The organism is Micromonospora sp. WMMD736 (assembly GCF_049179015.1).
Lineage (GTDB): Bacteria > Actinomycetota > Actinomycetes > Mycobacteriales > Micromonosporaceae > Micromonospora.
On the sequence record NZ_JBMHMI010000001.1, the window covers coordinates 6,544,772 to 6,568,898 of the forward strand.

General features: G+C 73.3%; 21 protein-coding genes. 13 read left to right on the forward strand and 8 right to left on the reverse strand.

Translation table 11 applies throughout. The features are described from left to right. Nucleotides 1-4 precede the first annotated feature (4 nt). Nucleotides 5-997, reverse strand: a complete 993-nt coding sequence (locus ACN269_RS29750) for a hypothetical protein (protein WP_421475550.1) — start codon at nt 995-997, stop codon at nt 5-7. Between ACN269_RS29750 and ACN269_RS29755 the strand changes: the two genes are divergently transcribed. From ACN269_RS29755 to ACN269_RS29765, 3 genes are all read left to right on the forward strand, one after another. Continuing rightward, nucleotides 987-2,057, forward strand: coding sequence for a hypothetical protein (locus tag ACN269_RS29755; RefSeq protein ID WP_421475551.1), 1,071 nt, complete (start codon nt 987-989; stop codon nt 2,055-2,057). The two genes, ACN269_RS29750 and ACN269_RS29755, sit on opposite strands and share 11 nt — an antisense overlap. 158 nt (nt 2,058-2,215) lie before the next feature. After that, complete coding sequence (locus ACN269_RS29760) at nt 2,216-2,437, forward strand: hypothetical protein (RefSeq protein ID WP_355050387.1); 222 nt, start codon at nt 2,216-2,218, stop codon at nt 2,435-2,437. Nucleotides 2,438-3,074: 637 nt separating this feature from the next. After that, nucleotides 3,075-3,296 (forward strand): hypothetical protein, encoded by a 222-nt coding sequence (locus ACN269_RS29765; RefSeq protein ID WP_421475552.1) that lies wholly within the window; start codon nt 3,075-3,077, stop codon nt 3,294-3,296. Between the two features lie 11 nt (nt 3,297-3,307). On the opposite strand, the gene ACN269_RS29770 is transcribed toward ACN269_RS29765, so the two are convergent. From ACN269_RS29770 to ACN269_RS29780, 3 genes are all read right to left on the reverse strand, one after another. Next, nucleotides 3,308-4,369 carry a Gfo/Idh/MocA family protein gene (locus ACN269_RS29770; RefSeq protein ID WP_421475553.1) on the reverse strand — a complete coding sequence of 354 codons (1,062 nt, stop codon included), beginning with the start codon at nt 4,367-4,369 and terminating at the stop codon, nt 3,308-3,310. 86 nt (nt 4,370-4,455) lie between these two features. Continuing rightward, complete coding sequence (locus ACN269_RS29775) at nt 4,456-5,121, reverse strand: response regulator transcription factor (protein ID WP_421475554.1); 666 nt, start codon at nt 5,119-5,121, stop codon at nt 4,456-4,458. Next, nucleotides 5,109-6,398: a histidine kinase gene (locus tag ACN269_RS29780; RefSeq protein WP_421475555.1), complete on the reverse strand. Its 1,290-nt coding sequence runs from the start codon at nt 6,396-6,398 to the stop codon at nt 5,109-5,111. Before ACN269_RS29780 ends, ACN269_RS29775 begins: the two co-directional genes overlap by 13 nt. Before the next feature lie 152 nt (nt 6,399-6,550). Between ACN269_RS29780 and ACN269_RS29785 the strand changes: the two genes are divergently transcribed. The 5 genes from ACN269_RS29785 to ACN269_RS29805 all read left to right on the forward strand — a co-directional run bounded on the left by ACN269_RS29785 (nt 6,551) and on the right by ACN269_RS29805 (nt 11,548). Beyond that, complete coding sequence (locus tag ACN269_RS29785; protein WP_421475556.1) at nt 6,551-7,246, forward strand: SDR family NAD(P)-dependent oxidoreductase; 696 nt, start codon at nt 6,551-6,553, stop codon at nt 7,244-7,246. A 14-nt stretch (nt 7,247-7,260) separates the two neighbouring features. Next, a complete protein-coding gene (locus tag ACN269_RS29790) occupies nt 7,261-8,874 on the forward strand; it encodes an MFS transporter (protein ID WP_421475557.1) in 1,614 nt (537 codons plus the stop codon). A gap of 97 nt (nt 8,875-8,971) precedes the next feature. Continuing rightward, on the forward strand, nt 8,972-9,514 hold the full coding sequence (locus tag ACN269_RS29795; RefSeq protein WP_421475558.1) for an SRPBCC family protein: 543 nt from the start codon (nt 8,972-8,974) through the stop codon (nt 9,512-9,514). Beyond that, entirely contained in the window at nt 9,511-10,686 is a 1,176-nt protein-coding gene (locus ACN269_RS29800; RefSeq protein WP_421475559.1) for a zinc-dependent alcohol dehydrogenase, read from the forward strand. The genes ACN269_RS29795 and ACN269_RS29800 overlap by 4 nt, the downstream gene beginning before the upstream one ends. Nucleotides 10,687-10,780: 94 nt before the next feature. Beyond that, on the forward strand, nt 10,781-11,548 hold the full coding sequence (locus ACN269_RS29805; RefSeq protein ID WP_421475560.1) for a TetR/AcrR family transcriptional regulator: 768 nt from the start codon (nt 10,781-10,783) through the stop codon (nt 11,546-11,548). Between the two features lie 14 nt (nt 11,549-11,562). On the opposite strand, the gene ACN269_RS29810 is transcribed toward ACN269_RS29805, so the two are convergent. Continuing rightward, complete coding sequence (locus tag ACN269_RS29810) at nt 11,563-12,396, reverse strand: helix-turn-helix domain-containing protein (RefSeq protein ID WP_421475561.1); 834 nt, start codon at nt 12,394-12,396, stop codon at nt 11,563-11,565. A 130-nt stretch (nt 12,397-12,526) separates the two neighbouring features. Between ACN269_RS29810 and ACN269_RS29815 the strand changes: the two genes are divergently transcribed. The 3 genes from ACN269_RS29815 (at nt 12,527) to ACN269_RS29825 (ending at nt 16,913) form a co-directional block, all read left to right on the forward strand. Beyond that, nucleotides 12,527-13,447, forward strand: a complete 921-nt coding sequence (locus ACN269_RS29815) for an SDR family NAD(P)-dependent oxidoreductase (RefSeq protein ID WP_421475562.1) — start codon at nt 12,527-12,529, stop codon at nt 13,445-13,447. 90 nt (nt 13,448-13,537) lie between these two features. After that, nucleotides 13,538-14,740 carry a low temperature requirement protein A gene (locus ACN269_RS29820; protein ID WP_421475563.1) on the forward strand — a complete coding sequence of 401 codons (1,203 nt, stop codon included), beginning with the start codon at nt 13,538-13,540 and terminating at the stop codon, nt 14,738-14,740. Nucleotides 14,741-14,747: 7 nt separating this feature from the next. Beyond that, nucleotides 14,748-16,913, forward strand: coding sequence for a hypothetical protein (locus tag ACN269_RS29825; protein ID WP_421475564.1), 2,166 nt, complete (start codon nt 14,748-14,750; stop codon nt 16,911-16,913). A 2-nt stretch (nt 16,914-16,915) separates the two neighbouring features. Here ACN269_RS29825 and ACN269_RS29830 read toward each other — a convergent pair whose 3' ends face one another. The 3 genes from ACN269_RS29830 to ACN269_RS29840 all read right to left on the reverse strand — a co-directional run bounded on the left by ACN269_RS29830 (nt 16,916) and on the right by ACN269_RS29840 (nt 18,939). Then, a complete protein-coding gene (locus ACN269_RS29830; protein WP_421475565.1) occupies nt 16,916-17,341 on the reverse strand; it encodes a hypothetical protein in 426 nt (141 codons plus the stop codon). After that, nucleotides 17,302-17,751: a hypothetical protein gene (locus ACN269_RS29835; protein WP_421475566.1), complete on the reverse strand. Its 450-nt coding sequence runs from the start codon at nt 17,749-17,751 to the stop codon at nt 17,302-17,304. The genes ACN269_RS29830 and ACN269_RS29835 overlap by 40 nt, the downstream gene beginning before the upstream one ends. Nucleotides 17,752-18,042: 291 nt before the next feature. Beyond that, entirely contained in the window at nt 18,043-18,939 is an 897-nt protein-coding gene (locus tag ACN269_RS29840; protein WP_421475567.1) for an alpha/beta fold hydrolase, read from the reverse strand. Between the two features lie 123 nt (nt 18,940-19,062). Between ACN269_RS29840 and ACN269_RS29845 the strand changes: the two genes are divergently transcribed. After that, the gene (locus ACN269_RS29845) at nt 19,063-22,413 is read left to right on the forward strand and encodes a BTAD domain-containing putative transcriptional regulator (protein ID WP_421475568.1); all 3,351 of its coding nucleotides are present in this window, start codon (nt 19,063-19,065) and stop codon (nt 22,411-22,413) included. Nucleotides 22,414-22,529: 116 nt separating this feature from the next. Further along, nucleotides 22,530-24,104 carry a Na+/H+ antiporter gene (locus tag ACN269_RS29850; RefSeq protein WP_421475569.1) on the forward strand — a complete coding sequence of 525 codons (1,575 nt, stop codon included), beginning with the start codon at nt 22,530-22,532 and terminating at the stop codon, nt 24,102-24,104. Nucleotides 24,105-24,127 lie beyond the last annotated feature (23 nt).

Genomic DNA, 24,127 nt, shown 5'->3' on the forward strand with positions numbered 1-24,127 from the left:
TGATCTACCGGGTTACCGCGCGCCTCCCTACCGTGCGGTAACAACCTACCGGTGCACTCAGTCCCTGGAGGACGGCAATGAGCCAGTTGGATCCAAGCGGACCACCAGGAGCACGACCCACCAGGTCGTTCCCGAACGTTCTTTTCGCCGCCGGGATGGCGCTGGCGGTGGCCACGCTCACCGCGGTGGTCGCCCCGACCGCCGGGGGCGTCTCGCCCACTCCGGCGAGCGCCGCGCCCGCATCCGAGTCGTCCGACGCGGCACCCTGCACCCGCGAGTTGGAGGGTACGAAGTGGCTGCTCGACCCGTGCGTCAAGCCGGGCGGGAAGCTCCCGGCGGAGGTCGAGGCGCGGCTCGCGCAGATCCGTACCCAGAACCGGATGGCGGCCGCCGACTGCCCGACCCCGAGCGGTTCGGCGTCGCCCTCGACGTCGGCCTCGCCGAGCCGACAGACCCGGCCGCCGGTGACGGCCCAGGCGGTCGCCCAGGGCGCCCCCGCCGTGACCGCCACAGCGCCCACCTCGCCCAGCGGTTCGCCCAGCTCGTCGCCCAGCGGTACGCCCTGCCCCTCGGGGAGCGCATCACCGTCGGGCAGCGCATCACCGTCGGGCAGTTCCTCGCCGTCGGGGAGTGCGTCTCCGTCGGGCAGTTCGTCGCCGTCGGGGAGTGCGTCTCCGTCGGGTAGCTCGTCGCCGTCGGGGAGTGCGTCTCCGTCGGGCAGTTCTTCGCCGTCGGGGAGTGCGTCTCCGTCGGGCAGTTCTTCGCCGTCCGGGAGCGCGTCGCCGTCCGGGAGTTCTTCGCCGTCCGGCAGCGCGTCGCCGTCTGGTAGCTCCTCGCCGTCGAGCAGCGCCTCACCCAGCGGCTCGTCGTCACCCAGCAACCCGACGGACCCCACCGGCGGGCCGCCCTGGCCCACCGGCGGCCCGGGGTCGCCGCCACCCCCGCCGCCGACCGGCTGCCCGCAGGTCAACGGCAACCCCACCCTGGTGGACGCCAACAAGGACCGCATCCGCTGCCGTGAGGTGCAGACCGTCGAGGACGACACCGTGCTCACCGTCACCGGCGACTCGATCAGCTCGTCGCACCACCAGTTCGGCTTCGGAATCATGGGCCCCGGCTGCCCGAACACCTCGTTCGACGATCGCATGATGCCCGGCAACAACGGCGTCTACAGCTACGCCCGGCGCTACTTCGACATGAACGGCAGCATCGTCGACTACGACAACTACGCGCGGACCGGGTACGGCACCGGCGACATCATCGCCGGCCGGGCCGGTCCCGACTCGTGCGGCAACGCGTGGGCCCGGGTGGCCAGCCCGCTCGGTCTCGCCACGGCCCGCATCGCCAAGGCGAAGAGCGACAAGCACGACGCGTACCACGTGACGACCGGCGGCGTGAACAACACCAACTGGACGACGGTGCTGACCCGGCTCGCGAAGTGCCGGGCCTACGAGTTCGCGGCGGAGACCCTGGACCCGTACGGCCTGATCCGCTTCGAGTGGGCGGCCGTGGGTGGCAAGGGCGGCATCATCACCAACGGGGGCGGCTGCAACTTCTGGATCGACCTGCCGGTGGGTGAGGACTACTACATCAACGTGCAGGTGCCCCGCTACGACGGTCCGAGCCAGTACGCGGGCGTGACCGCCGACGCCACCTTCATCGTCAACTCGCTGTTGGCGGCGGGCGCCGACAAGGTGGTGTGGATGCTCTACTACGACATCACCCCGGCCAACATCGACATCGGGCAGTACGCCTGGATGCAGCTCAAGGCGTACCTACCGGCGGCCCTGCTGTCGTACATACCGCCGCAACCGGTGTCGATGCTGTCGCCGCTGATCGACCCGCTCTGGGTGGGCACCGTACGGGGTGTGATCAGCGACCTCAACTGGGCGATCCAGCTGGGGGTCCCGTTCGACCCGGCGGTACGGGTGGCCTTCCCGCCGCCGTTCACTCCGGGTGACATCCAGATCACCGCCGAGGGTGGGTCACCGCATCCCAGCCCTTCTGGGCAGGACAAGCTGGCCAGCACCCTGGCGGGCGTGTTCAGCGGTATGTGACGGGGGCCTGATCCATCGCTCAGGACAGGGAGGAATCGCCGATGCGGTTCCTCCCTGTCGCCCGCACAGGTGGAAGTGCGCCCGGATTGCGCTCCTTGCCCCTGTACGTGCTCACCTGCGCCGTACCCCCGGCGCGAAAATTGCTATACGGTCGGCGAATGAAGGTGGAGGAACACTGGTGGAACGGTGACACGACCCCGCGCGGGCGCCGGGACGTGTACATCCGTACTGACGGGCAAGGTTGGGAGGTCCGCGCCCAGATCGGTGGGGCGTCGGGCCGTGAGCGGGTGCAGCAGTGCCCCAGCCGGGCTTCGGCGACCATCCTCGCCGACGCCTGGCGCGGTACGCACCCATCCTGGCGCGAGCTGAAGCAGCGCTGATCCGGCACCGGGTCGGGCCGGCAACGCCCCCCGCGCCCCCCGGCCCACCCGGTGCTCGACCCACCCTCCCTTTCGCGCTCCCCGAGGTCACTGTTCTGGAACATGACCGAGGCGACCTCCGCCGCGAGGGCCGACGCCCACTCAAGCTGAGGGCAGTTGTCCCGGCCCCTGCACTCCAGGCATCCGCCTGCCCGCCACGGTGAGTCGAGGGCATCCGTCCAGTGCGCGTCGAGGATGCGTTTGGCGGTGAACAGTTCGGTAGCCCTGGAGACTGGTTCGTCGATCGGCATGACGGGCACCTTTCGCGGTCTCACGATGAGTCCCGCCCAGAGGTCGGCGACCGGACGTGGCCTGTGGGTCGCGGAAAAGCCGCCTGCCTGATCGGCGGGCCTTTCGTAGTCCTTGATCACTTGATGCTCACCAGTTCGGAGAGGCTTCCTGGAACTGCTGAGCATCAAGTGATCAAGCTAGAAGCGCACGATCAACTCGACGTCGCCGATGTGGGGTTATCGCGTCCCCCGGATAGCGCGACATCGGCGACGTGGAGTGGATCAATCCCGGCTGGCCAGGTCCGATGGCGCATTCCCTGCGGCAGGCCGGGTAGTCAGGCGCGGTCCGCGCGCGATGGAGGTCGCTCATGTCGCAGGGGCCCAACGAGGAGAACCCTCGGCTCGACGAGGAGGTCCGGGAGGCCGAACGCCGGCTCGCCGCCCTCGTCGCCCCGTCGGACGACGCGATGACGGACGACGACGCCCGCGTGCCCGACGATGCCCTCTCCGAGCAGGACGAAGCTCTCTCAGAGCAGCGGGTTGCCCGCTCCGAGCAGGAGGAGGGCCCCTCCGAGCCGGAGCCGGAATAGGTCCGGCAGGCTCAGGCCGCCGGGACCGGCAGCACCACGCCGTCGGCCGCCGACCGGTGCGCCAGCTCGATCAACTCGACCGTGGCGGCCGAGTCGCGCGGGTCCACCGGCATCGGCGTACCGTCGCGCAGCGCCACCGCCACCTGGGCATAGAAGCTCTGGTACGCCCCGGGCACGGTCGGCGTGGGGCGCAGGTCACCGTCGACGCCGAGCAGGCCGTACCGCTCCGGCGGGACCTCGCCCCAGCCCGGCTGGTCCGGTCGGCCGCCGTCGTGCAGCGCGGCTTCCTGCACGTCCAGCCCGTAGGTCGTGTAGCCGGCACGGTCGCCGAGCACCCGCAGTCGCGGGCCGAGCTGCGCGGTGATGGCCCCCATCCACAGGTGCGAGCGCACCCCGTTGGCGTGGGTCAACGCCACGAACGCGTCGTCGTCGACCTCGGCGCCGGCCCGGCGGCGGTCGACCTCGGCGTAGACCCGCTCGACCGGGCCGAAGAGCTGCACGGCCTGGTCGACGAGGTGCGCGCCCAGGTCGAACAGGGCGCCACCGGCCTCCTGGACCCCGGCGAGCTCCCGCCAGCCGGGCTTGATCGTCGGGCGGAACCGCTCGAACCGGGACTCGAACCGCAGCACCCGTCCCAGCTCGCCGCTCTCCACCAGCGCGCGGGCGGTCAGGAAGTCGCCGTCCCAGCGGCGGTTCTGGAACACCGTCAGCGGCACCCCCCGCCGGTCGGCCTCCTCGACGAGCGCCCGCGCGTCCGCGGCGGTGGGGGCCAGCGGCTTGTCGACCACGACCGGCAGGCCGGCGGCGAGCGCCGCCCGCGCCATCGGCACGTGCTGCCGGTTCGGCGTCGCGACCACCACCAGGTCCAGAGCATCGGGTGTACGCCACAGCTCGTCGGCGTCGTCGACCAGGCGGGCGTCCGGGAAGTGCTTCCGGGCCTGCTCGCGTCGCTGCGGATCGCGCGTCACGATGGCGTCCAGCCGCAGCCCGGGTGTCGCGGCGATCAGCGGAGCGTGGAAGACCCGACCCGCCAGCCCGTACCCCAGCAGACCGACCCGCAGCGCCTCCGCCATGCCGTACCCCCGTCTCGCTGGCCCGCGCCCCTGGTGGCACCGGTGCCGCCGGTCGAATCTACGCCCCGATCATCGTCCGCCGCCGGTCAGGCCACCGGATCCGCGCGCAGATAGGTGAGCACGGCGAGTACCCGCCGGTTGGTGTCGTCGCTGGGTGGCAGGTCGAGCTTGAGCAGGATGTTGCCGACGTGTTTGCCGATGGCGGCCTCGGTGACGTGCAGCCGGGCGGCGATGGACGCGTTGGAGCGGCCCTCGGCCAGCAGCGCCAGCACCTCCCGCTCGCGGGCGGACAGCGCGGCGAGCGGGTCGCGGGGCCGGTGCAGCAGTTGCCGCACCACGTCCGGGTCGATCGCGGTGCCGCCGTCGGTGACCCGGCGCAGCGTGTCCACGAACTCGGTCACCTCGGCCACCCGGTCCTTGAGCAGGTAACCGACCCGCTGGCCGTCGCCGCTGTCCAGCAGCGCCGCCGCGTACCCGGTCTGCACGAACTGGCTGAGCACCACCACCGGCAGGCCGGGCCGCTCGGCGCGGAGCGCGACGGCAGCGCGCAGCCCGTCGTCACGCCGGCCGGGCGGCATCCGGATGTCGGTCAGCACCAGGTCGGGCTGGAGCGCGCGGGCCGCCTCCAGCAGCTCGGGCGCGGAGCCGACGGCCGCGCACACCTCGAAGTCGAAGCGGGTCAACAGCGCCACCAGGCCCTCGCGCAGCAGCACCTCGTCCTCGGCGAGCACCACCCGGGTCACCGGCGACATGGCAGCTCCACCCGGACCAGCGTGGGCCCGCCGGGAGGGCTGGCCAGCAGCAACCGGCCGTCGGCGGCGGCGACCCGGTCGGCGAGGCCGGTCAGGCCGGTGCCCCGGGCGGGGTCGGCGCCGCCGCGGCCGTCGTCGGACACCTCGACGACGAGGTCGCCGCCGGCCCGGGTCAGGCGTACGTCGGCGCGGGTCGCCCCGGCGTGCCGCGCCACGTTGCCCAGCGCCTCGGACACCACGAAGTACGCGGTGGTCTCGACGATCTCCGGCAGGTCAGCGTCGATCTCGGCGTGCACCGCGACCGCGACGGGGGACGCGTCGGCCACCTCGCGGACGGCGTCGGCGAGGCCGAGGTCGGTGAGGCTCTGCGGCCGGATGCCGTGCACCAACTGCCGCAACATCACCATCAGCCCGCGCGCCTGGTCGTGCGCCACGGCGAGGGGCCGGGCGGCGGGGGAGTCCTCCGGTACGTCCAGCCGGGCCAGGCCCAGCTGAAGGGTGAGGCTGGTCAGCCGGGGCTGCGCACCGTCGTGCAGGTCCCGTTCGATGCGCCGCCGTTCCGCCTCGTACGCGCCGACCAGCCGCGTCCGGGAGCGGGCGACCTCGCGCAGGGCGGCGGCGTCGACGGGGCTGGTCAACGCCCACCGGGCGACGGCGGCCTGGACGGCGGCGAGCAGTCCCGCCGCGTAGCAGAGCACCGGGAGGAGCAGCACACCCACGATCGCGTACGGCACCGCTTCGCCGGTGGTCTCGATCGGCCGCCAGATCACCACCGGATCGGCGTCACCGGCCAACCAGGGGCTGGTGACCATCCCGAGGTCCAGCAGCACCAATACCAGGAACGTCCAGTACGCGACGGGCACGGCACCGCCCAGCCAGAACAGGTACGCAACCTCCCGCCAGCCGGCCGCGCTGCGGTAGCGGGCGACCAGCCCCGGCCACGGCGACGCGGGCAGGGGGCGACCGTCGACGAGTCCGAGTCGCCACCGCTCGACGGCGGCGACCGGGACGCTCGCGAGCGGCGCGAGAGCCACCAGGGTGAGGCTGCCGACCGCAAGGAACAGCATCAGCGGTATCGACGGCGGCCGGCCGTGCTGTCGCAGCGCGTTGGTGGCGGCCAGCAGGGGCGCACCGATGACGAGCAGGCCGACGGTGAGCACGCCGGCGATCGGCACGGTGGTGACCAGGTAGGCCAGCGCGCGCCAGGGCCAGGCGGAGATCAGCCAGTCGCGCCTTCGCAGGGTCGCGGCCAGGTGACGGGGGTGTTCCGAGGTCATGCCGCAGACGCTAATCGCCGGCCAGGGGCCGCCCCAGCCGTCCAGATCCCCTTTCCGGGGTATGCCCAGCACTACCCGCGTCGGGGTGTGCGGGGTCCGAAAAAGGGAAGGACGCGCGACGTGTGAGCTGTGGTGGCGACGGCGGGAGCGACATGGGTGCCAGGACGTTCGTGGTGGTCGGGGGGACCAGCGGGCTGGGCCTCGCGGTGGCCCGGCTGCTGCTCGACGAGCACCGCGTCGTGGTGTTCGGCAACGTGCCGGCCGAGGTCGCCGCGACGACCGACCAACTGGGGTGCGACGGCGCGGTCTGCGACGTCTCCTCCTACGAGCAGGTCCGGGACGCGTTCGCCGAGGTGGTGGGGCGCTACGGCACCGTCGACGGGGTCGCGGCGTGCGCGTCGATGTGGGCGGGCGGTGACCTCGGGGACCTGCCCGTGGAGCACATCCGGCGGGCCGTGGAGGTCAACGTGCTGGGCACGACGTACCTGCTGCGGGAGGCGTTGGCGCACCTGAACCGGCAGGGCTACGGCAACGTCGTCTACGTCGGGGCGATGGCGCTGGCGGCGCCCCGGCCCGGCATACCGGTCTACCGGGCGACCAAGAGCTACGGCAGCAGTCTCGTCGACTCGCTGGCCGAGGCCCAGCACAGCAACCGGATCAAGGTGATGCAGTTGCATCCCGGGCCGATGCCGACCCGGCTGCAGGAACGCGTGGGCGCCGAGTTCCTCGACGAGATCTACGCCCTGCCCGAGCAGGTCGCCACCGAGGTCGTCCGACTGCTGCTGCTGCGACCCGACGACCTCTACGTCTCCGGTGAGCGCGTGCTGCGCGCGGACGGGCGGTGGTGACGGCGGGGTCCGGCGTGGGGGACCGTCCGGACTCCGCGTGGGCGCCCCTGCGCGGCGCGGTCTACCGCAACCTGTGGCTGGCCCTGCTCGCCGCCAACGTCGGCACCTGGATGCAGACCGTCGGCGCGCAGTGGCTGCTGATCCACCACGCCAACGCCGCCACGCTCGTCGCCCTGGTGCAGACCGCCAGCCTGCTGCCGGTACTGCTGCTGGCGCTGCCCGCCGGTGTGCTGGCCGACAGTTTCGACCGTCGCCACCTGCTGATCGCCGTACAGCTGTTCCTGGTGGCGGTGGCGGTGGCGTTGGCCCTGCTCACTCTCACCGACCGGATGCCCCCGGCCCTGCTGCTCACCCTGACCTTCGCGTTCGGGGTCGGGCAGGCGCTCACCCTGCCGGCCTGGTCGGCGGTGATCCCGGAGCTGGTGCCGCAGGACCAACTGCGCTCGGCGTCCGCGCTGGGCTCGATCAGCGTGAACGTGGCGCGGGCGATCGGACCGGCGCTGGCCGGCGTGCTGATCTCCCGGACCGGCGTCGCCCCGGTCTTCGGGCTCAACGCGCTGGCGTTCGCCGTCTTCGCGTACGCGCTGTGGCGCTGGCGGCCCGGCAACGCCCGCGCCGTCGAGGTGCCCGAGCGGTTCACCGCCGCGCTGCGCGCCGGGAGCCGCTACGTACGCCACTCGCCGACCGTGCGCCGGCTGCTGCGCCGCGCGTTGGTCTTCGTGATCCCGGCCAGCGCGCTGTGGACGCTGCTGCCGTTGGTGGCGGCCCGGCGGCTCGGGCTGGGTTCCGGTGGGTACGGGCTGCTGCTGGGCGCGCTCGGGGTGGGCGCCATCGCGGGCGGCGTACTGCTGGCCGTGATCCGTACGCGGCTGTCGGCCAACCAGCTCCTGCTCGTCTCCGGCGTGCTGTTCACCGCCGCGCTGGTGGTGGTGGGCACCGTGCGGGCGGTGCCGCTGGTGCTGGTGGCCCTGCTGCCGGCGGGGATGGCCTGGGTGACGGTGCTGGCCAACATCAACGCCGAGATGCAGCTCTTCCTGCCGAGTTGGGTACGGGCCCGGGGCCTGGCCGTCTACCAGGTGTGTTTCGCCGGCGGGCAGGCCGTGGGCGCGCTGCTGTGGGGTCTGGTGGCCGAGATGGGCGCGCTGCTGACCGCCTATCTCGTGGCCGCGGTGTCGATGTTCGTGGGGACCGTCACCAGCCGGATCTGGCCGCTGCCGGACCTGCGGTCGGTGAACCGTGAACCGGCGTCCTACTGGCCGCAACTGAACCTGGCGCACGAGCCGGACCCCTGGGTGGGGCCGGTGCTGGTGACGGTGCGGTACACCGTCCGGCCGGAGCGGGAGGGACCGTTCCTCGCGGCGATGGACGCGGTGCGCGCGGCCCGCCAGCGCACCGGCGCGATGCGCTGGGGGCTGTTCCGGCCGGCCGAGACGACCGACCGGTTCGTCGAGGTGTACCTGGTGCCGTCGTGGGACGAGCACCTGCGCCAGCACGGCGGTCGGCTGACCGGCGCGGACCGCGAGGCCGAGGCGCGGGCCCGGGAGCTGACCGACGGCATCCCGCAGGTACGCCACCTCGTGCCGGCCGCCGCCGGGCCGCGGCTGTCCGACACCCGCGAAGGGCTCTGAATCTCCCGTACGCCCCAACTCGTGGGCGAATTCTGCCTGCCGTACGTGCAGGACGTGACTGTCGGGGTAGGTGAGGCCTGAGAGAGGGGAGGGAATCATGGATCTGCTGGCCACGACGACCATCCGTCAACCGGCGGCCGAGGTGTACGCCTTCTGGCGCCGTCTGGAGAACCTGCCGACGTTCATGGCCCATCTGGAGGAGGTGCGCGTCACCGGGGAGAAGACGAGTCACTGGACGGCGAGCGCGCCGTTCGACCGCAGCGTCGAGTGGGACGCGGAGATCACCGAGGAGGTGCCGGGCGAACGCATCGGCTGGCGGTCCACCGGCGACGCCGACGTGCCGAACACCGGCAAGGTGTGGTTCGTGCCCGCGCCGGACGGCGTGAGCACCGAGCTGCACGTGCTGCTGGTCTACGACATTCCGGGCGGCAAGCTCGGCCAGGCCGTGGCGAAGTACTTCGGCGAGGAGCCGCACCAGCAGCTCGACGACGACCTGCGCCGCCTCAAGCAGGTGTTGGAGACCGGCGAGGTGGTGCGCTCCGACGGCGCGCCCTGGGGCAAGCGTGCCCGCCGGGAGTTCCCGCAGCGGCCGGCGCAGCCGCTGTCCAGCGACGAGTTGTCCAAGGGGGAGGCGGCATGAGGGCGAACACCTGGGCCGGCCGGAACAAGGTCGAGGTCCGCGACGTGCCGGACCCGAGCATCCTCAACCGGCGGGACGCGATCGTGAAGGTCACCTCGACCGCGATCTGCGGCTCGGACCTGCACCTGGTCGACGGGTACGTGCCGACCATGCAGGACGGCGACGTGCTGGGCCACGAGTTCATGGGCGAGGTGGTGGAGGTCGGCGACGGCGTCGACGCGGACCGGCTGCGGGTCGGCGACCGGGTCGTCGTGCCGTTTCCGATCGCCTGCGGCGCGTGCGCGGCGTGTGCGGCCGAGCTGTGGTCGTGCTGCGAGAACAGCAACCCCAACGCCGGGATCGTGGAGAAGATGTTCGGTCACCCGGTGGCCGGCATCTTCGGCTACTCGCACCTGACCGGTGGGTTCGCCGGTGGCCAGTCCGAGTACGTGCGGGTGCCGTTCGCCGACGTCGGGCCGCTGAAGATCGAGTCGGACCTGACCGACGAGCAGGTGCTGTTCCTGTCCGACATCCTGCCGACCGGCTACATGGGCGCCGAGATGTGCGACATCCAGCCCAGTGACGTCGTCGCCGTGTGGGGTGCCGGCCCGGTGGGCCAGTTCGCGATGGACAGCGCCCGTCTGCTCGGCGCGGCCACGGTCATCGCCATCGACAAGGAGCCGTACCGGCTGCGGATGGCCGAGGAGGCCGGGCACACCACGATCAACTTCGACGAGGTGGACGTCCGATCCCGGCTGTTGGAGCTGACCGGCGGACGCGGGCCGGACAAGTGCATCGACGCGGTCGGCATGGAGGCCAGCCACGGCAGCGCGCACCTGCACGCGTACGACCGGGTGAAGCAGGCCGTGCGGTCGGAGACCGAGCGGCCGCACGCGCTGCGCCAGGCGATCCTGTCCTGCCGCAGCGGCGGCATCGTGTCGGTCATCGGCGTGTACGGCGGCTTCCTCGACAAGTTCCCCTCCGGCGCCTGGATGAACCGGTCGTTGACGCTGCGCACCGGTCAGTGCCACGTCCAGCGGTACATGACGCCGCTGCTGCGCCACATCGAGAACGGCGAGCTGGATCCCACCCGGGTGATCACCCACACCATGCCGCTGGACGACGCGGCACGCGGCTTCGACCTGTTCAAGAACAAGCAGGACGACTGCGAGAAGGTCGTGCTCAAGCCGTGACGGTGTCGACGCCGACGAGGGACCGCGCGTGGGCCTCGTCGGCGTCGGCCGGCCGGCGTACCGGGTACGCCCGCATTGCTAGGATTGCCGCACCATGGCGACTGAGCGCAAGCCGACCGCGGACCCGGCCCGCAGCCTGGCAATCCTCTGGCGCACCCGGGAACCGACCAGCCGCGGCGCCGGGCAGGGGCTTACCGTCGACCGGATCGTCCGGGCCGCCATCGACATCGCCGACGCCGAAGGGCTCGACGCGTTGACCATGCGCCGGGTCGCCGAGGCGCTGGGTGTCGGCACCATGTCGGTCTACACGTACGTGCCGGGCAAGGCCGAACTCGTCGACGTCATGATCGACACCGCGTACGGCGAGCTGCCGCGTTCCGCCGTCGAGGGTGACTGGCGGGCCCGGCTGGAACGGATCGCCCGTGACAACCTGGCGCTCTACCAGCGGCACCGGTGGATGGTGCGGGCCGAGACCACCCGGCCGGTGCTCGGGCCGCACCTGATCGCCAAGTACGACCACGAACTCGGCGCGGTCGCCGACATCGGGCTCACCGACGTCGAGATGGACGCCGTGCTCACCCTCGTGCTCGGGCACGTGAAGTCCTCCGCGCGCGCCGCCTCCGAGGTGGTCGACCTGGAACGGGAGACCGGCATGACCGACGGCCAGTGGTGGCAGTCGCACGCGCCCTGGCTGGAGACGTTCCTGAACCCCGAGCGCTACCCGACCGCGTCCCGGGTCGGCACCGCCGCCGGCCAGCAGCACGGCGCCGCCTACGGCCCGGAGTACGCCTTCGAGTTCGGCCTGCAACGCGTCCTGGACGGCATCTCGGTGGTGGTCGCCGAGCGGGCCGGCGCCCGCTGACCCGACGTCCGGTGCTATTCGTCCGCCACGGGCGCGGCGGCGGTGCCGCCGAGCCGGGCGAGGGAGTGGGCGGACGGGCTGCCCGGCTCGGCGTGGTAGACGACCAGCGACTGGGTCGTGCCGCTGATCGTCAACTTCTCGTAGCGCAGCTCCAACTCGCCGACCTGCGGATGGTGGAACACCCGCAGCCCGCCGCCGGCGCGGACGGTGACGTCGTGGCGTGCCCACAGCCGCCGGAACAGCTCGCTGCCCGCCGTCAGCTCGTCGACCAGCTCGGTGAGCCGTGGGTCGTCCACCTCGACCCCCACCTGCGCGCGTAGGCCGGCCACCGCGCTCGCGGCGACCGACTCCGGGGCCGGGTAGAGCGCCGGCACGTGCGGGCCCAGGAAGACCTCGCGCAGCAGGTTCACCCCGACCCGGTAGATCGGCGCCAACGCGGTCGCCAGCGGATTGACGAAGAGCACGTCGAGGTGTCGGCCGTGCACGAAGGCGGGCGTCTGCGTCCAGGAGCCCACCAACTGCCGGATGCCCACCGGCACCCGCTCCGGCCGCCGTGGCGGGTGGCCGGCCGGGGCGTGTCCGCCGAGGCGGTGCAGGTGCGCCGTGGCCTCGGGGTCCAACCGCAGCGCCCGCGCCAGCGCGTCGAGCACCTGGGCCGACGGGTTGCGGTCCCGGCCCTGCTCCAACCGCAGGTAGTAGTCGGCGCTGATGCCGGCCAGCAGCGCCAGCTCCTCGCGTCGGAGGCCCGGCACCCGCCGCCGGCCGTGTGCCGGCAGACCGACGTCACCCGGCTTGATCAGCTCGCGCCGCGCACGCAGGTACTCGCCCAGCGGGCCGGCGGTGCTCACCAGCTCATCGTAGGAGCGATCGTCGCCGCCAGCCTGGTCCTGCCAGTACCAGGAAAACCGGTAACCCGGATGTCGCCGGCCGGCCGGGTGACAGTGGGTCAGGTAAGCGTGATCGAGAGATGGGACAGAGATGACCGAGCGAATCACCACGCCATTCGGTTTCGCCTCGACCGCCGACGAGGTGCTCGCCGGAGTCGACCTGGGCGGCAAGCGCGCCGTCATCACCGGCGGCGCGGCCGGTATCGGCATCGAGACGGCTCGCGCGCTGGCCGCCGCCGGAGCCGAGGTCGTGCTCGCGGTGCGTCGCGTTCCGGCCGGCGAGGACGCCGCCCGGGACATCGCGGCCAGCATCAACGCGGACCGGGTCACCGTCCGCGAGCTGGACGTGGCCAACCAGGATTCGGTACGCCGGTTCGTCGCCGGCTGGGACGGGCCGCTGCACATCCTGATCAACAATGCCGGAATCATGGCGCTGCCCGAGTTGGAGCGCACGGTCGAGGGCTGGGAGATGCAGTTCGCCACCAACTTCATGGGGCACTACGCGCTGACCGTCGGCCTCCACGACGCCCTCGCGGCAGCCGGTGGCGCCCGGGTCGTGTCGGTCAGCTCCAGCGGCAACCTCTTCTCCCCGGTGATCTTCGACGACCTGCACTTCGCGTTCCGGCCGTACGACCCGCTGCTGGCGTACGGGCAGTCCAAGAGCGCCGAGGCCCTGCTCGCCGTCGAGGCCGACCGCCGCTGGGCCGGCGAGGGCATCCACGCCAACGCCCTGAACCCGGGCGCGATCGCCACCGGGTTGCAGAAGCACACCGGCGGACTGCGTACCCCGAAGGAGCGGCAGAAGACCCCGCAGCAGGGTGCCGCCACGTCGGTGCTGCTCGCCGCGTCCCCGCTGCTCGACGGCGTCGGCGGTCGCTACTTCGAGGACTGCGCCGAGGCGCCGGTCCGGACCGAGCGGCCCGCCGACTACAGCGGCGTGGCGGCGTACGCGCTCGACCCGGGCAACGCCGAGCGGCTCTGGACCACGGCGGCGGACCTCATGGCCCGCTGACCGTGCTGCCCGGCCCGGCCGAACCCACCCGGGCCGGGCCGCGCGGATGGTACGACTGGGACGGCAGGTGACGTCCGGGAAGGGGGGGCGATGGCGAACGCGCTTCCCGGGCGGTTGCTTCAGAAGCGGGAGGACCCGCGCCGGACCTCGTTCCTGGAGCTCTTCTTCGACCTCGCCTTCATCTTCGCGTTGACCCGGCTGTCCCGGGCGGTGGTCGACGATCCCAGCGTCAACGGTGGCTTCCAGGTCATGGTGATGCTGGCGGCGATCTGGTGGGTGTGGTTCGTGACCGCGTGGTCGGCGGACTGGTTCGATCCCCGGGCGCCGCTGATCGTCGTACTCCTGCTCTGGGTGATGTTCGGCGGCCTGCTGATGGCCGCGGCCGTGCCCACCGCGTTCGACTCGCACGCCGCGCTCTTCGCCGGCGCCTACGTGGCGATCCACCTCGGTCGGGGCGCGCTGCTGATCCCGGCGCTGCGCGGGCATCCGCTGCAACTGCGGAGCCTGCGGGTGGCGATCTGGTTCGCCATTTCCGGTGCGATGTGGCTGGTCGGCGCGGCCGTCGCACCGGCCCGGGAGGTGCTCTGGACCCTCGCCCTGGTGCTGGAGTACTCCCTGGCCCGGCTGCGCTGGCCGTTCCCGTGGCTCGGGCGCAGCTCCTGGCCGGATCTCCAGGTCAACGGTGACCACCTCTCCGAGCGGTACCAGCAGATCTTCATCATCGCGTTGGGTGAGCTGATCCTGTTCGCCGGCATCGCCTACAGCGACTCCGGCCTGCACGTCGAGAGCACGCTGGCCTTCGCGCTGGCGTTCGTCACCGCGGTGGCCCTCGCCCGGCTCTACCTGGTGCCGGCCGGCTCGCGGCTGGGCGCGAGCATCACGGCGGCCGGCCCGCCCGGCAGCAGGCTGGCGCTGCTCGCCGGCTACCTGCACCTGCTCATGATCGCCGGCGTGCTGGCCACCTCGGTGGCCATGGAGATGACGATCGAGGACCCCCGCACCGAGGAGACGGCACAACTGGCCCTCGGGATCGTCGGTCCCGCGCTGTTCCTGACCGCCCGGATCCTGCTGGCGTGGGCGGTCGACGGCAGCCGGCCGTGGGCCCGCCTGATCGGGGTGCCGGCCATCATCGTGTGCGGGTTCGCGACCCAGCGGCTTCCGCACGTCGCCAACAGCGCCGTCGTCGCCGGGGTACTGGTGCTGATCGTCCTGGTCGACGGGATGCCCAGCCTCCGGCGGTACGCCGACCGAGCGATGCGGGACGGCACGCCCGATCCCCGGCGACCCGGGTAATCCGCCGATGCCAGCACCGCGACACGGTGCCCCACCGCGACCCGCCGACGTGGTGGAACTGCGGGTGCACGGCGTGTCGGGGGCGGAACCCTCGGTCGTCCTGGGCTCGGCGTCGGCGCGTCAGGTCGCGGGTGACGATCGGGGCGGCTTCTACCGCCCGGACGGGGTCGGCCCCGACGGCCCCGACGGGTTGACGCTCGAGGCGTACCGCTGGGGCGATCTGCCCTCGGGCACGGTGGCCCGGACGCTCTCCATGGTCCTGTTGCTGCCGTTCATGCTCAGCAACGCGGCGGTGTGGATGCGCCCCACCGGCCGGCGCGCCGCAGGGGTCACCGCCCTCTGCCGACTCCTCGCGCTCAACCTCACCCTGGTGTACGTGGTGTCCATCGCCGGGGTCGCCCTCGACCTGCTCGCCTGGCGCTGTCTCGGCGGGACACCGTGCCGGGCGCCCTTCGACACGTTGTTCGGGCTTCAGGACCGACACGTCGGGCAGCGGCTGGCCGTGCTGGCGTCGGTGCCGATCGTCGCCGTGGGGCTCCTGCGACTGCTCGGCACCCGGCGGCCCCGCCCGGCCGGCAACCCGCTGTGGGCCGTGGAGCCGCTGGTGGAACGGTTACGGGCGATCCACGTCGCGGCCGCGCTGGGCGTACTCGACCTGCTGCTGCTCACGGCCCGGCGGGCCGGCGGCGCGACGGTCGGGACGACGCTGCTGCTGGCGTGCGCCGTGGCGGTTCTGGTGGTCTGCGTCGTCCTGCTCGCCGTCCCCGGTCTGCTCGACCGGGCCGCGACCGCGCGGACGGCCACCGGGGCGGCGCGCGGCACCGCCGTGGTGGCGGCCGGCCTGACCGTGGTGACCCTCGTCGTCGTCGCGAACGACGGGCGGGGCTGGCCGTCGTCCTCCGGACTCCCCGGCTACGCCGGGATCGCGGGTGGCACGCTGCTCGGTCAGATGTCGTTGCTGGTGCTGCTCAGCGGGCTGGTGGTGGGACACCGGGGGCACGCCGACGGTCGTCGGGCGCTGCCGGGAGGCGCGGGCGCGGCGGTCATCGCGGCCATCGCGGTCGGCCTGGCCGGCGCGCTCGCCTCCGGCCTGGTCTACCAGAGCGGGGTACTGCTGGGCGGATACCGCGGTGACGGCGGTCCGCCGCTGCCGTACCGCTGGACGGTGCTCGCCTTCTTCCTGCACGTCGACGCGGCGGTGCTGCTGGGTGGGGTGCTGACCGTCCTGTCGCGGCGACGCCGCCGCCGTGCGGCGGCGGCGATCACCACCCGTGACTTCCCCGCGCCGCCGCCGGGGGCGTCCGTGCGGTTGCGGGAGGTCACGAAGGCCGTGGCCCGGGCGCGGTTCACCGAGTGGCTGGGCCTGCTGGCCGTCACCTACGCGGTGCTCGCCCTGATCGGGCTGGCCACGAGCCTGCTCGGACTGTTCGGGCGCGAACCGGACGAGGTGGCCCGGCAGGTTCTCGGGCTGCCGGCCGGTGCCGTCGGGATGGGTCTGGTGGGCGGCACCTATCTGGTCGCCGTGGTGGCGGTGACCCTGCTGTCGGGCGGACTCTTCGCCTACCGCACGGCGTGGTTCCGCCGGCACGTCGGGATCCTGTGGGACCTGGGCACCTTCTGGCCCCGGGCCGCCCACCCGTTCGCGCCGCCGAGCTACGCCGACCGGGCGGTGCCGGAACTGGCGGACCGGATCGGGCACCTCACCGGGCGGCACGGCGGCGTGCTGCTGTGCGGGCACAGCCATGGTTCGGCGTTGCTGGCGCTCGCGGTGCTGCGGCTGCCGCCGGCCGCGCGCCGACGGGTCGCGTTGCTGACCTACGGCTCCCCACTGGACCGCCTCTACGCCCGGCTCTTTCCCGCGTACCTCGACGGGCACACGCTGCGTGCGGTGGGGGAGCGCGTCGGGTGGCGGTGGGTCAACCTGTGGCGGGACACCGATCCCGTCGGCGGCTGGATCTTCGCCGCGCACCGACCTGGCGATCCCGCGCCGGATCCCGCCGACCCCGCCGGTCAAGTCGACCGGCGGCTGCGGGATCCGGAGAGCCTGCTGCCGCCGCCCGGCGAGCGCCGGCCTCCGCCGCTGCGCGGGCACCACCCGGGCGAGTCCGACCCCGCGTTCCGGGCAACCGTACGCGACCTCGTCGTCCGGCTCCGCGGCTCCGACGCGACGTAGAGCTACTCGGGGATCCGGTCGGACTCGGCCACCACCGCGCGCACCCGGCGCAGCGTGGCGTCCGGCGCGCGGATCGCCGCCCGCCACCGGTCCAACGTGCGGGTCAGCACCCGGACGACGAACTGCAACTGGTTGACCTGCTCGCGCAGCGTGCCGAGTTCGGAGCGGGCGTGCAGCGCCTCACCCTCCAACTCGGTGATCCGGCTCTGCAACGGTTGCACCAGGGTGAGGGCGGCCTCGGTGAGGGTGTCGGCGGCGTCGGCCTTGAACTTGCCCCGCTGCACCAGCACGGTGGCGATCGCGGCGAGACCGGTCGAACCGCCGAGGATGCCGAGCACACTGAGCGCCACCTGCACCCAGTGTGGCGCGGCAGGGGCCGGCGAGGTGTTCACGGGACACTTCCCTGTAGTTCTTCGTAGCTCACACATTCACACGCTCGGACGAGGCGGCGTAGGTCGACGGCGAGTTGCGCGGCCCGCCACAGCGATCCCACCGCCACCGCCACGACGAACGACGAGGCGACCAGCGACTGCTGATTCCACAGCGCCAACAGGGCCACCGCGTACATGCCGGCGATCGTGCCGAGAACCAGGACCGACGCCAGCTCGATGCCGAGCCCGGTGGAGAGCCGTCCGGGCCACAGGATGCCCAGCAACCCGCACACGCCCACCGCGATCAGACCGACCTCCCAGGCGGCCTGGAGGGGTGTCGGCATGGACGTCTGGATGGAGGTCGGCCGGATGTCGAGGACCATCATCATGATGCCGCAGAGGGGTGCCGTGATCAGTACAGCGACCTCGTACGGCTGGTGGCGGGAACGGATACGCAAGTACCTCACGGCGACTCCCTGGTCGAAGGCCCCGAGTCCGCCAGCGACCGTGGTCGGTGCCCGGTGAGGGTGACGTACGCACTGCTGCCGGATGGCACCAGCCCTCAGCCGGGGCGGTGGGGAACGGTCGATGGTCGAGAGGGGCACCGACGTGCCGTCGTTGGTCGCCGATATCTGCCTGTGTATCACCGCCGACCGGTTTGCGTCCACCTGGTGTAAGGTCGCATTTCCGCAGGTCAGAACGTTTAAGAGGGGGCAGCCGGGCGGTTTGCGGCAACCCGGCCGCCCCTCGGTCGATCGTTACATTAAGTGTCGGATATCCAACTCTTCGTGGCCGCGCAGTGCCCCCACCACGACGGCCGGCGCCTCCTCGGCCATGAAGTGCCCGCAGGTGACGGTCCGGTGCGTGAGGTCCGGCGCCCAGGCCCGCCACACGGCCGCCGCGTCGTAGCCGAGCGCGGCCCCCCAGTCCTGCTGAAGCACGGTCACCGGCATCCGCAGCCGGTTACCGGCCGCCCGGTCGGCCTCGTCGTGCGCGACGTCGATCCCCGCGGACGCCCGGTAGTCGGCGACGATCGAGGTCACCGCGTCGCGGGACGCGCGCAGGTAGGCCGCGCGCACGTCCGCCGGCAGCGCGTCCGGATCCCGGGTCCAGACGTCGAGGAAGTGGCCGAAGAACGCGTCCGGGCTCCCGCCGATCAACTTCTCGGGCAGGCCGGGCGGCTGCGCCATCAGGTACAGGTGGAAGGCGACGGAAGCGTCGGCGCCGTGCAGCACGTCCCACATGTCCAGGGTGGGCAGCACGTCGAGCAGGGTGAGCCGGCTGATCGCCGCCGGGTGGTCGAGGCCGGCGCGGAACGCCACGAGGGCGCCCCGGTCGTGCCCGGCCAGGGCGAAGCGGTCATGGCCGAGCGCGCGGGCCAGCGCCACGACGTCGGCGGCCATGGTCCGCTTCGAGTACGCGGTGCCGTCGCCGTCCGCAGGCTTGTCGCTCTCGCCGTAGCCGCGAAGGTCCGGGCAGATGACGGTGTGGTCGGCGGCGAGGTCGGCCGCGACGTGCCGCCACATGAGGTTGGTCTGCGGAAAACCATGCAACAGCACGATCGGTGGCCCGGAGCCGCCCACGGCGGCGCTGAGCGTCACGCCGTCGGCGACGGTGACGCGCTGGTAGTCGAATCCGTTGATCCTCGGCTGCACGGTGAGCCTTCCTGGTGAGCGGGTTCGGCGGGGGGATGCCCGTCGCCGGCGTACGTCATCGAGCCTGCCCGGGGGTGATCAGCGGACGGTCAGTGTCGGATCAGTGCGGGCTAGATTGAGGCCATGACCAGGCAGCCGACGGCACCGGTGACGTTCGGCGTGCTCGGGCCGGTGACCGCCGTCGCCGGGACCGGTCCGGTTCCGTTGCGGGGGCATCGGCAGCGCCTGGTGCTCGCCCGGTTGCTCATCGCCGGTGGCCGGGTGGTGCCGATGGAACGTCTCGTCGACGACCTGTGGGAGGTGCCGCCGGAGCGCGCGGTGGGCGCGATCCGGACGTTCGTCGCCGACCTACGCCGGGCGTTGGAGCCCGACCGGCCGCCCCGGCAGCCATCTGGCCTCCTGGTCACCGAGCCCTCGGGGTACGCGCTGCGGACCACCCCGGACGCGGTGGACGCCGACCGTTTCGAGGCGGCGGTCGGCGAGGCCGGTCGGCTCCTGACGGCGGAGCTGCCCGCGCCGGCCCTCGTGGCGCTGGACGCGGCCCTCGGGCTGTGGCGTGGGCCCGCGTACGCGGACTGCGTGGGCGAGGGCTGGGCCGTGGCGGAGGTCAACCGGCTGGACGAGCTGCGGATGCTCGCCGTGGAACGGCGGGCCGAGACGCTGCTCGCGCTGGGTCGGCCGGACGAGGCCGCCGCCGACCTGCCCGGCCACCTCGCCGCACATCCGCTGCGCGAGGACGCCTGGCGGCTGCTCGCCCTGGCCCGGTACCGCGCCGGCCGACAGGGCGAGTCGCTGGCCGCGCTGCGTGAGGCCCGCGCCGTCCTGGTGGCGGAGCTGGGGGTGGACCCGGGCCCCGAGTTGCGCCGGCTGGAGGCCGACATCCTCGCGCAGGCCCCACACCTCGTCGACACGCCCACGGTGGCCGTTGCGGACCGGGCCGGCCCCGTTCCCGACGGCGGGTCGGCGGCGCGGCGGCCGTTCGTCGGGCGGGACGCGGAGCGAAAGCGGCTGCGACGTGCCGCCGAGGCTGCCACCCGTTCCGGGCGGCCCACGCTCGCCCTGCTCAGCGGCGATCCGGGCGCCGGCAAGACGGCCCTGGCCGAGGCGCTGGCGCGACAGTTGGCCGGCGAGGGCTGGACCACGGCGTGGGGGCGCAGCCCCGAGTACGAGGGCGCTCCGGCCGCCTGGCCGTGGACCCAGATCACCGAGGCGCTCACCGGCTCAGGCGTGTCGTCCGCTCCTGGCGGCGTGTCGTCCGAGCGCGGGACGGCGGACGCCGACAGCGTCGACGATCCCGCCGTGGCCCGGTTCCGCCGACACCGCGCGGTGGCGTCGGTGCTCTCCGCCGTCGCCGACCGGGGCCCGCTGCTGCTGGTCCTGGACGACCTGCACCGGGCCGACGGTGACACGTTGGACCTGCTCACCGCACTGCTCGCCGGGCCGCAACCCGCCACCGGACCGGTGCTGGTCCTGGGCACCTACCGGGCCACCGAGATCACCGGGGGGTTGACCGCCGCGCTGGCCCGTGCCGCCGGGCTCGAACCCGTGCGGGAGTACCTCGCCGGCCTGTCCCCGGAGGCCACCGGTGAACTGGCCCGCGCCGTCGCCGGCACGGAACTGACCCCGTCCGCCGTCGCGCTGATCCACCGCCGCAGCGCGGGTAACCCGTTCTTCGTCCGGGAGCTGGCCCAGCTGTACGCCGAGGCGGGCGGTTCGGCGCTGGAGGCGGTACCGCCCGGGGTGCGTGACGTCATCCGGCACCGCCTCGCGCAGCTGCCCCCACCAACCCGTACCGTGCTGCGGCAGGCGGCGGTGCTCGGCCGGGACGTCGACCCCGCCGTGCTCGGCGCGCTGACCGACGACCCGGCGGCGCTGCTGGACGCCGTCGACCGCGCGTTGCAGGCCGGCTTCCTGACCGAGCAGGCGTCCGACGGGCGGCTCCGGTTCACCCACATCCTGGTCCGCGACACGCTCTACGCCGACCTGTCCGCCTCGCGTCGCGCGGCCTGGCACGCCGCCGTGGCCGAGGCGTTGCAGCGGCACCAACCCGTCGACCCCGCCACGCTCGCCCACCACCTGCTGTCCGCCGGGGGGCCGGCAGCCGCCCGCCGGGCCGCCGACTACGCCCGTACCGCCGCCGAACGGGCCGAACGTGGCGGCAACCCGCACGAGGCCAGCCGGCTGTGGGCGCAGGTCGTCGAGGCGTACGACCGGGCCGGGGGGACCGAGCGGCGCGAGCGGCTGACGGCTCGGCTCGGTCTCGGGCGCTCGCTGGCCGTGACCGGTCGCCTGGCCGAGGCGCGGCGGCACCGAGCCGAGGCGATCGCCGACGCCGAGGCGCTCGGTGACGCCCGGCTGACCGCCCAGGTGCTGGCCGGTTTCGACGTGCCCGCCATCTGGACCCGCAACGACGACGACCTCCTCTCCGAGCGGATCGTCCGCGCCGCCGAGCGGGCCCTGACCGGCCTCGGCCCGTCCGGATCGGCGCAACGCAGTCGGCTGCTGAGCACCCTCGCGCTGGAACTGCGGGGCGTCACCGATGACCGGGGCCGCCGGGCCGCCGCGGAGGCCGAACGGATCGCCCGGACCCTCGACGACCCCGGGCTGCTGGCCTTCGCGCTGAACGCGCGCTTCATGCACGCCTTCGACCGCGTCGGGCTGGCCGACGCGCGGGCCCGGATCGGCGCCGAGCTGGTCGACCTCGCCGCCCGGCGGCACCTGGTGACCTTCGAGGTGCTGGGCCACCTCATCCTGCTCCAGAGCTGCTGCGCGCGGGCCGACCGGACCGGCGCGGACGAGCACGCGCGCGCCGCCGACCGTCTCGCGCAGCGGTACGAGCTGCCGCTCGTCGGTGTCTTCACCGGCTGGTACGCCGCGCTGCGCCTGGCGTGGCTCGGTGACCGGGACGCGGCGGCGACCGCGTACCGGGCCGCCGCCGAGCGGTTGCCGACCGACGGCATGCCGGGCCTGGCCCAGGGGCTGCTGCCGCTCGCCCTGCTCGGCCTGCGCCTGGCCGACGCCGTCGGCGACCCGGCGGGTGATCGGTTGGTCCCCGCCGACGGGCAGCCGGTCGACGGACTCGGCGACGAGGATTGGGCGGGGCTGGACTGGGGCCCGCACGAGCCGTGGGTCCGACCGCTGCTGCTCGCCCACTCCGGTGACCACGATGCGGCCGGGTCGGCGCTGCGGGCCCTCCCGGACGGGCCACACGACCTGCTGCGGGAGGTGCGGCTGTGTCTCGTCGCCCGGGCGGCGCTCGCGGTGGACGACCGGGCCGCCATCGAGCGCGCCGCCGCCGCACTCCGGCCGGCCGCCGCCGAACTGGCCGCCGGCAGTGGCGTGCTCACCGCCGGACCGGTCGCCGGGCACCTCGCCGATCTCGCCGCGGCGCTCGGCCACCACGAGGAGGCCGACGCCCACCGCCGGACCGCCCGCCTGCTGACCGCGCGCCTCCGCGCCGCCGACCCGACCTGACCTACGCCGCGCCCGGCAGCCGGCGACTTGCCGGTTCCCGGGGAACCGGCCACCGGCGTGCGGTCAGATGGAACCACCAGCCTGCGCCGTCGGCCGAGGGATCGAGGGGGTACGCCGTGCACGCGCTCGTCCTGATCGTGGTGCTGGGCGTCACCGTCCTGATCGGCACCACCCTCGGCGGTCGGTACCGGGTCGCGCCGCCGGTGCTGCTCATCGCTTTCGGGGTGCTGCTCGGGCTCGCACCGCCGCTGTCCGACGTGGTCCTGGAACCGGACCTGGTACTGCTGATCTTCCTGCCGGCGATCCTGTACCGGGAGAGCCTGACCATCAGCCTGCGCGAGATCCGGGCCAACCTGCCGGTGATCGGGCTGCTCGCCGTGGTGCTCGTGGTGCTCACCATGGTCACGGTCTCCTTCACCGCGCAGGCGTTCGGCGTGAACCCGGCCGCCGCCTGGGTGCTCGGCGCGGTGCTCGCGCCCACCGACGCCGCCGCGGTCACCGGCCTGGCCAAGCGGCTGCCCCGCAAACTCCTCACCACCCTGCACGCGGAGAGCCTGATCAACGACGGCACCGCGCTGGTGGTCTTCGCGGTGACCGTGGGTCTGCTCACCGAGAGCGCGAAGCCGGGGGCGCTGGGCATCGGCGAGGAGTTCGTGGGGGCCAGCCTCGGCGGGGTGGTCGCCGGCCTGCTGGTGGGGGCCGGCGTGGTGCTGATCCGCAAGCGACTCGACGATCCGCTGCGTGAGGGCGCGCTGAGTGTGCTGACGCCGTTCGCCGCGTTCCTGCTCGCCGACTCGGTGCACGCGAGCGGGGTGCTGGCCGTCGTGGTCGCCGGCCTGGTGCTCGCGTACGCCGGCCCACGGGTGATCCGCGCCCGCTCCCGGGTGCTGGCGTACGCGTTCTGGGACCTGTCCACCTTCCTGATCAACGGTGGCCTGTTCGTGCTGCTCGGCACCCAGATCCCCCGGGCGGTGCGCGGGATCGTCAGCACCTCGCCGCCGCGGGCGGTGCTGATCGTGCTCGCGGTCACGCTCGTCGTCGTGCTCACCCGGTTGGGCTTCGTCTACCTGACGGCGCAGTCGGCGCGGCTGCGTCGGCGGCGGATGGTCGAGCAGGAACGCAGCACGCCGAGCTGGCGGGTCGGCACGGTCGCGGGCTGGTCCGGTTTCCGGGGCGCCGTGTCGCTCGCCGCCGCGCTGGCCGTCCCGACGATGACGGTCGCCGGCCGGCCGGTGGTCGAGCGGGATCTGATCATCTTCGTCACGGCGCTGGTGATCGTCCTGATCATGCTGGTGCAGGGCACCACCCTGCCGCTGGTGGTGCGCTGGGCGCGGCTGTCCGGCGACCCCGAACGCGTCGACGAGGCCCGACGCGCCCGTCGGAGCGCCACCCAGGCCGGCCTGGACGCCCTGCCCGGGGTCGCCGCGGAGGTGGGGGCCGAGAAGGAGTCCGTACGCCGGCTGCGGGCCGAGTACGAGCGTCACCTGGCGGACCTCGACGAGACCGGCGGACGTACCGGCGAGGAACGCCGACTCGAACGCCGACTGCGCCTCGGCGTCCTCGCCCACAAGCGACGGGAGTTGACCCGGCTACGCGACAGCCGGGAGATCGACGACCTGGTGCTCCTGGAGCTCCAGTCGGCGCTGGACAACGAGGAGATCCGGCTGCTGGGGCGTGGACCCGACGAGTGAGCGGGGTCCGCAACCGACCCCTG

Bases quoted from the DNA above. Each gene is read 5' to 3' on its own strand.
- ACN269_RS29765 (WP_421475552.1), top strand. From the start codon at position 3,075: ATGTCGCAGGGGCCCAACGAGGAGAACCCTCGGCTCGACGAGGAGGTC.
- ACN269_RS29795 (WP_421475558.1), top strand. From the start codon at position 8,972: ATGGATCTGCTGGCCACGACGACCATCCGTCAACCGGCGGCCGAGGTG.
- ACN269_RS29830 (WP_421475565.1), bottom strand. From the start codon at position 17,341: ATGTGTGAGCTACGAAGAACTACAGGGAAGTGTCCCGTGAACACCTCG.
- ACN269_RS29780 (WP_421475555.1), bottom strand. From the start codon at position 6,398: ATGACCTCGGAACACCCCCGTCACCTGGCCGCGACCCTGCGAAGGCGC.
- ACN269_RS29800 (WP_421475559.1), top strand. From the start codon at position 9,511: ATGAGGGCGAACACCTGGGCCGGCCGGAACAAGGTCGAGGTCCGCGAC.
- ACN269_RS29760 (WP_355050387.1), top strand. From the start codon at position 2,216: ATGAAGGTGGAGGAACACTGGTGGAACGGTGACACGACCCCGCGCGGG.
- ACN269_RS29825 (WP_421475564.1), top strand. From the start codon at position 14,748: ATGCCAGCACCGCGACACGGTGCCCCACCGCGACCCGCCGACGTGGTG.
- ACN269_RS29820 (WP_421475563.1), top strand. From the start codon at position 13,538: ATGGCGAACGCGCTTCCCGGGCGGTTGCTTCAGAAGCGGGAGGACCCG.
- ACN269_RS29775 (WP_421475554.1), bottom strand. From the start codon at position 5,121: ATGTCGCCGGTGACCCGGGTGGTGCTCGCCGAGGACGAGGTGCTGCTG.
- ACN269_RS29785 (WP_421475556.1), top strand. From the start codon at position 6,551: ATGGGTGCCAGGACGTTCGTGGTGGTCGGGGGGACCAGCGGGCTGGGC.
- ACN269_RS29815 (WP_421475562.1), top strand. From the start codon at position 12,527: ATGACCGAGCGAATCACCACGCCATTCGGTTTCGCCTCGACCGCCGAC.
- ACN269_RS29805 (WP_421475560.1), top strand. From the start codon at position 10,781: ATGGCGACTGAGCGCAAGCCGACCGCGGACCCGGCCCGCAGCCTGGCA.
- ACN269_RS29845 (WP_421475568.1), top strand. From the start codon at position 19,063: ATGACCAGGCAGCCGACGGCACCGGTGACGTTCGGCGTGCTCGGGCCG.
- ACN269_RS29770 (WP_421475553.1), bottom strand. From the start codon at position 4,369: ATGGCGGAGGCGCTGCGGGTCGGTCTGCTGGGGTACGGGCTGGCGGGT.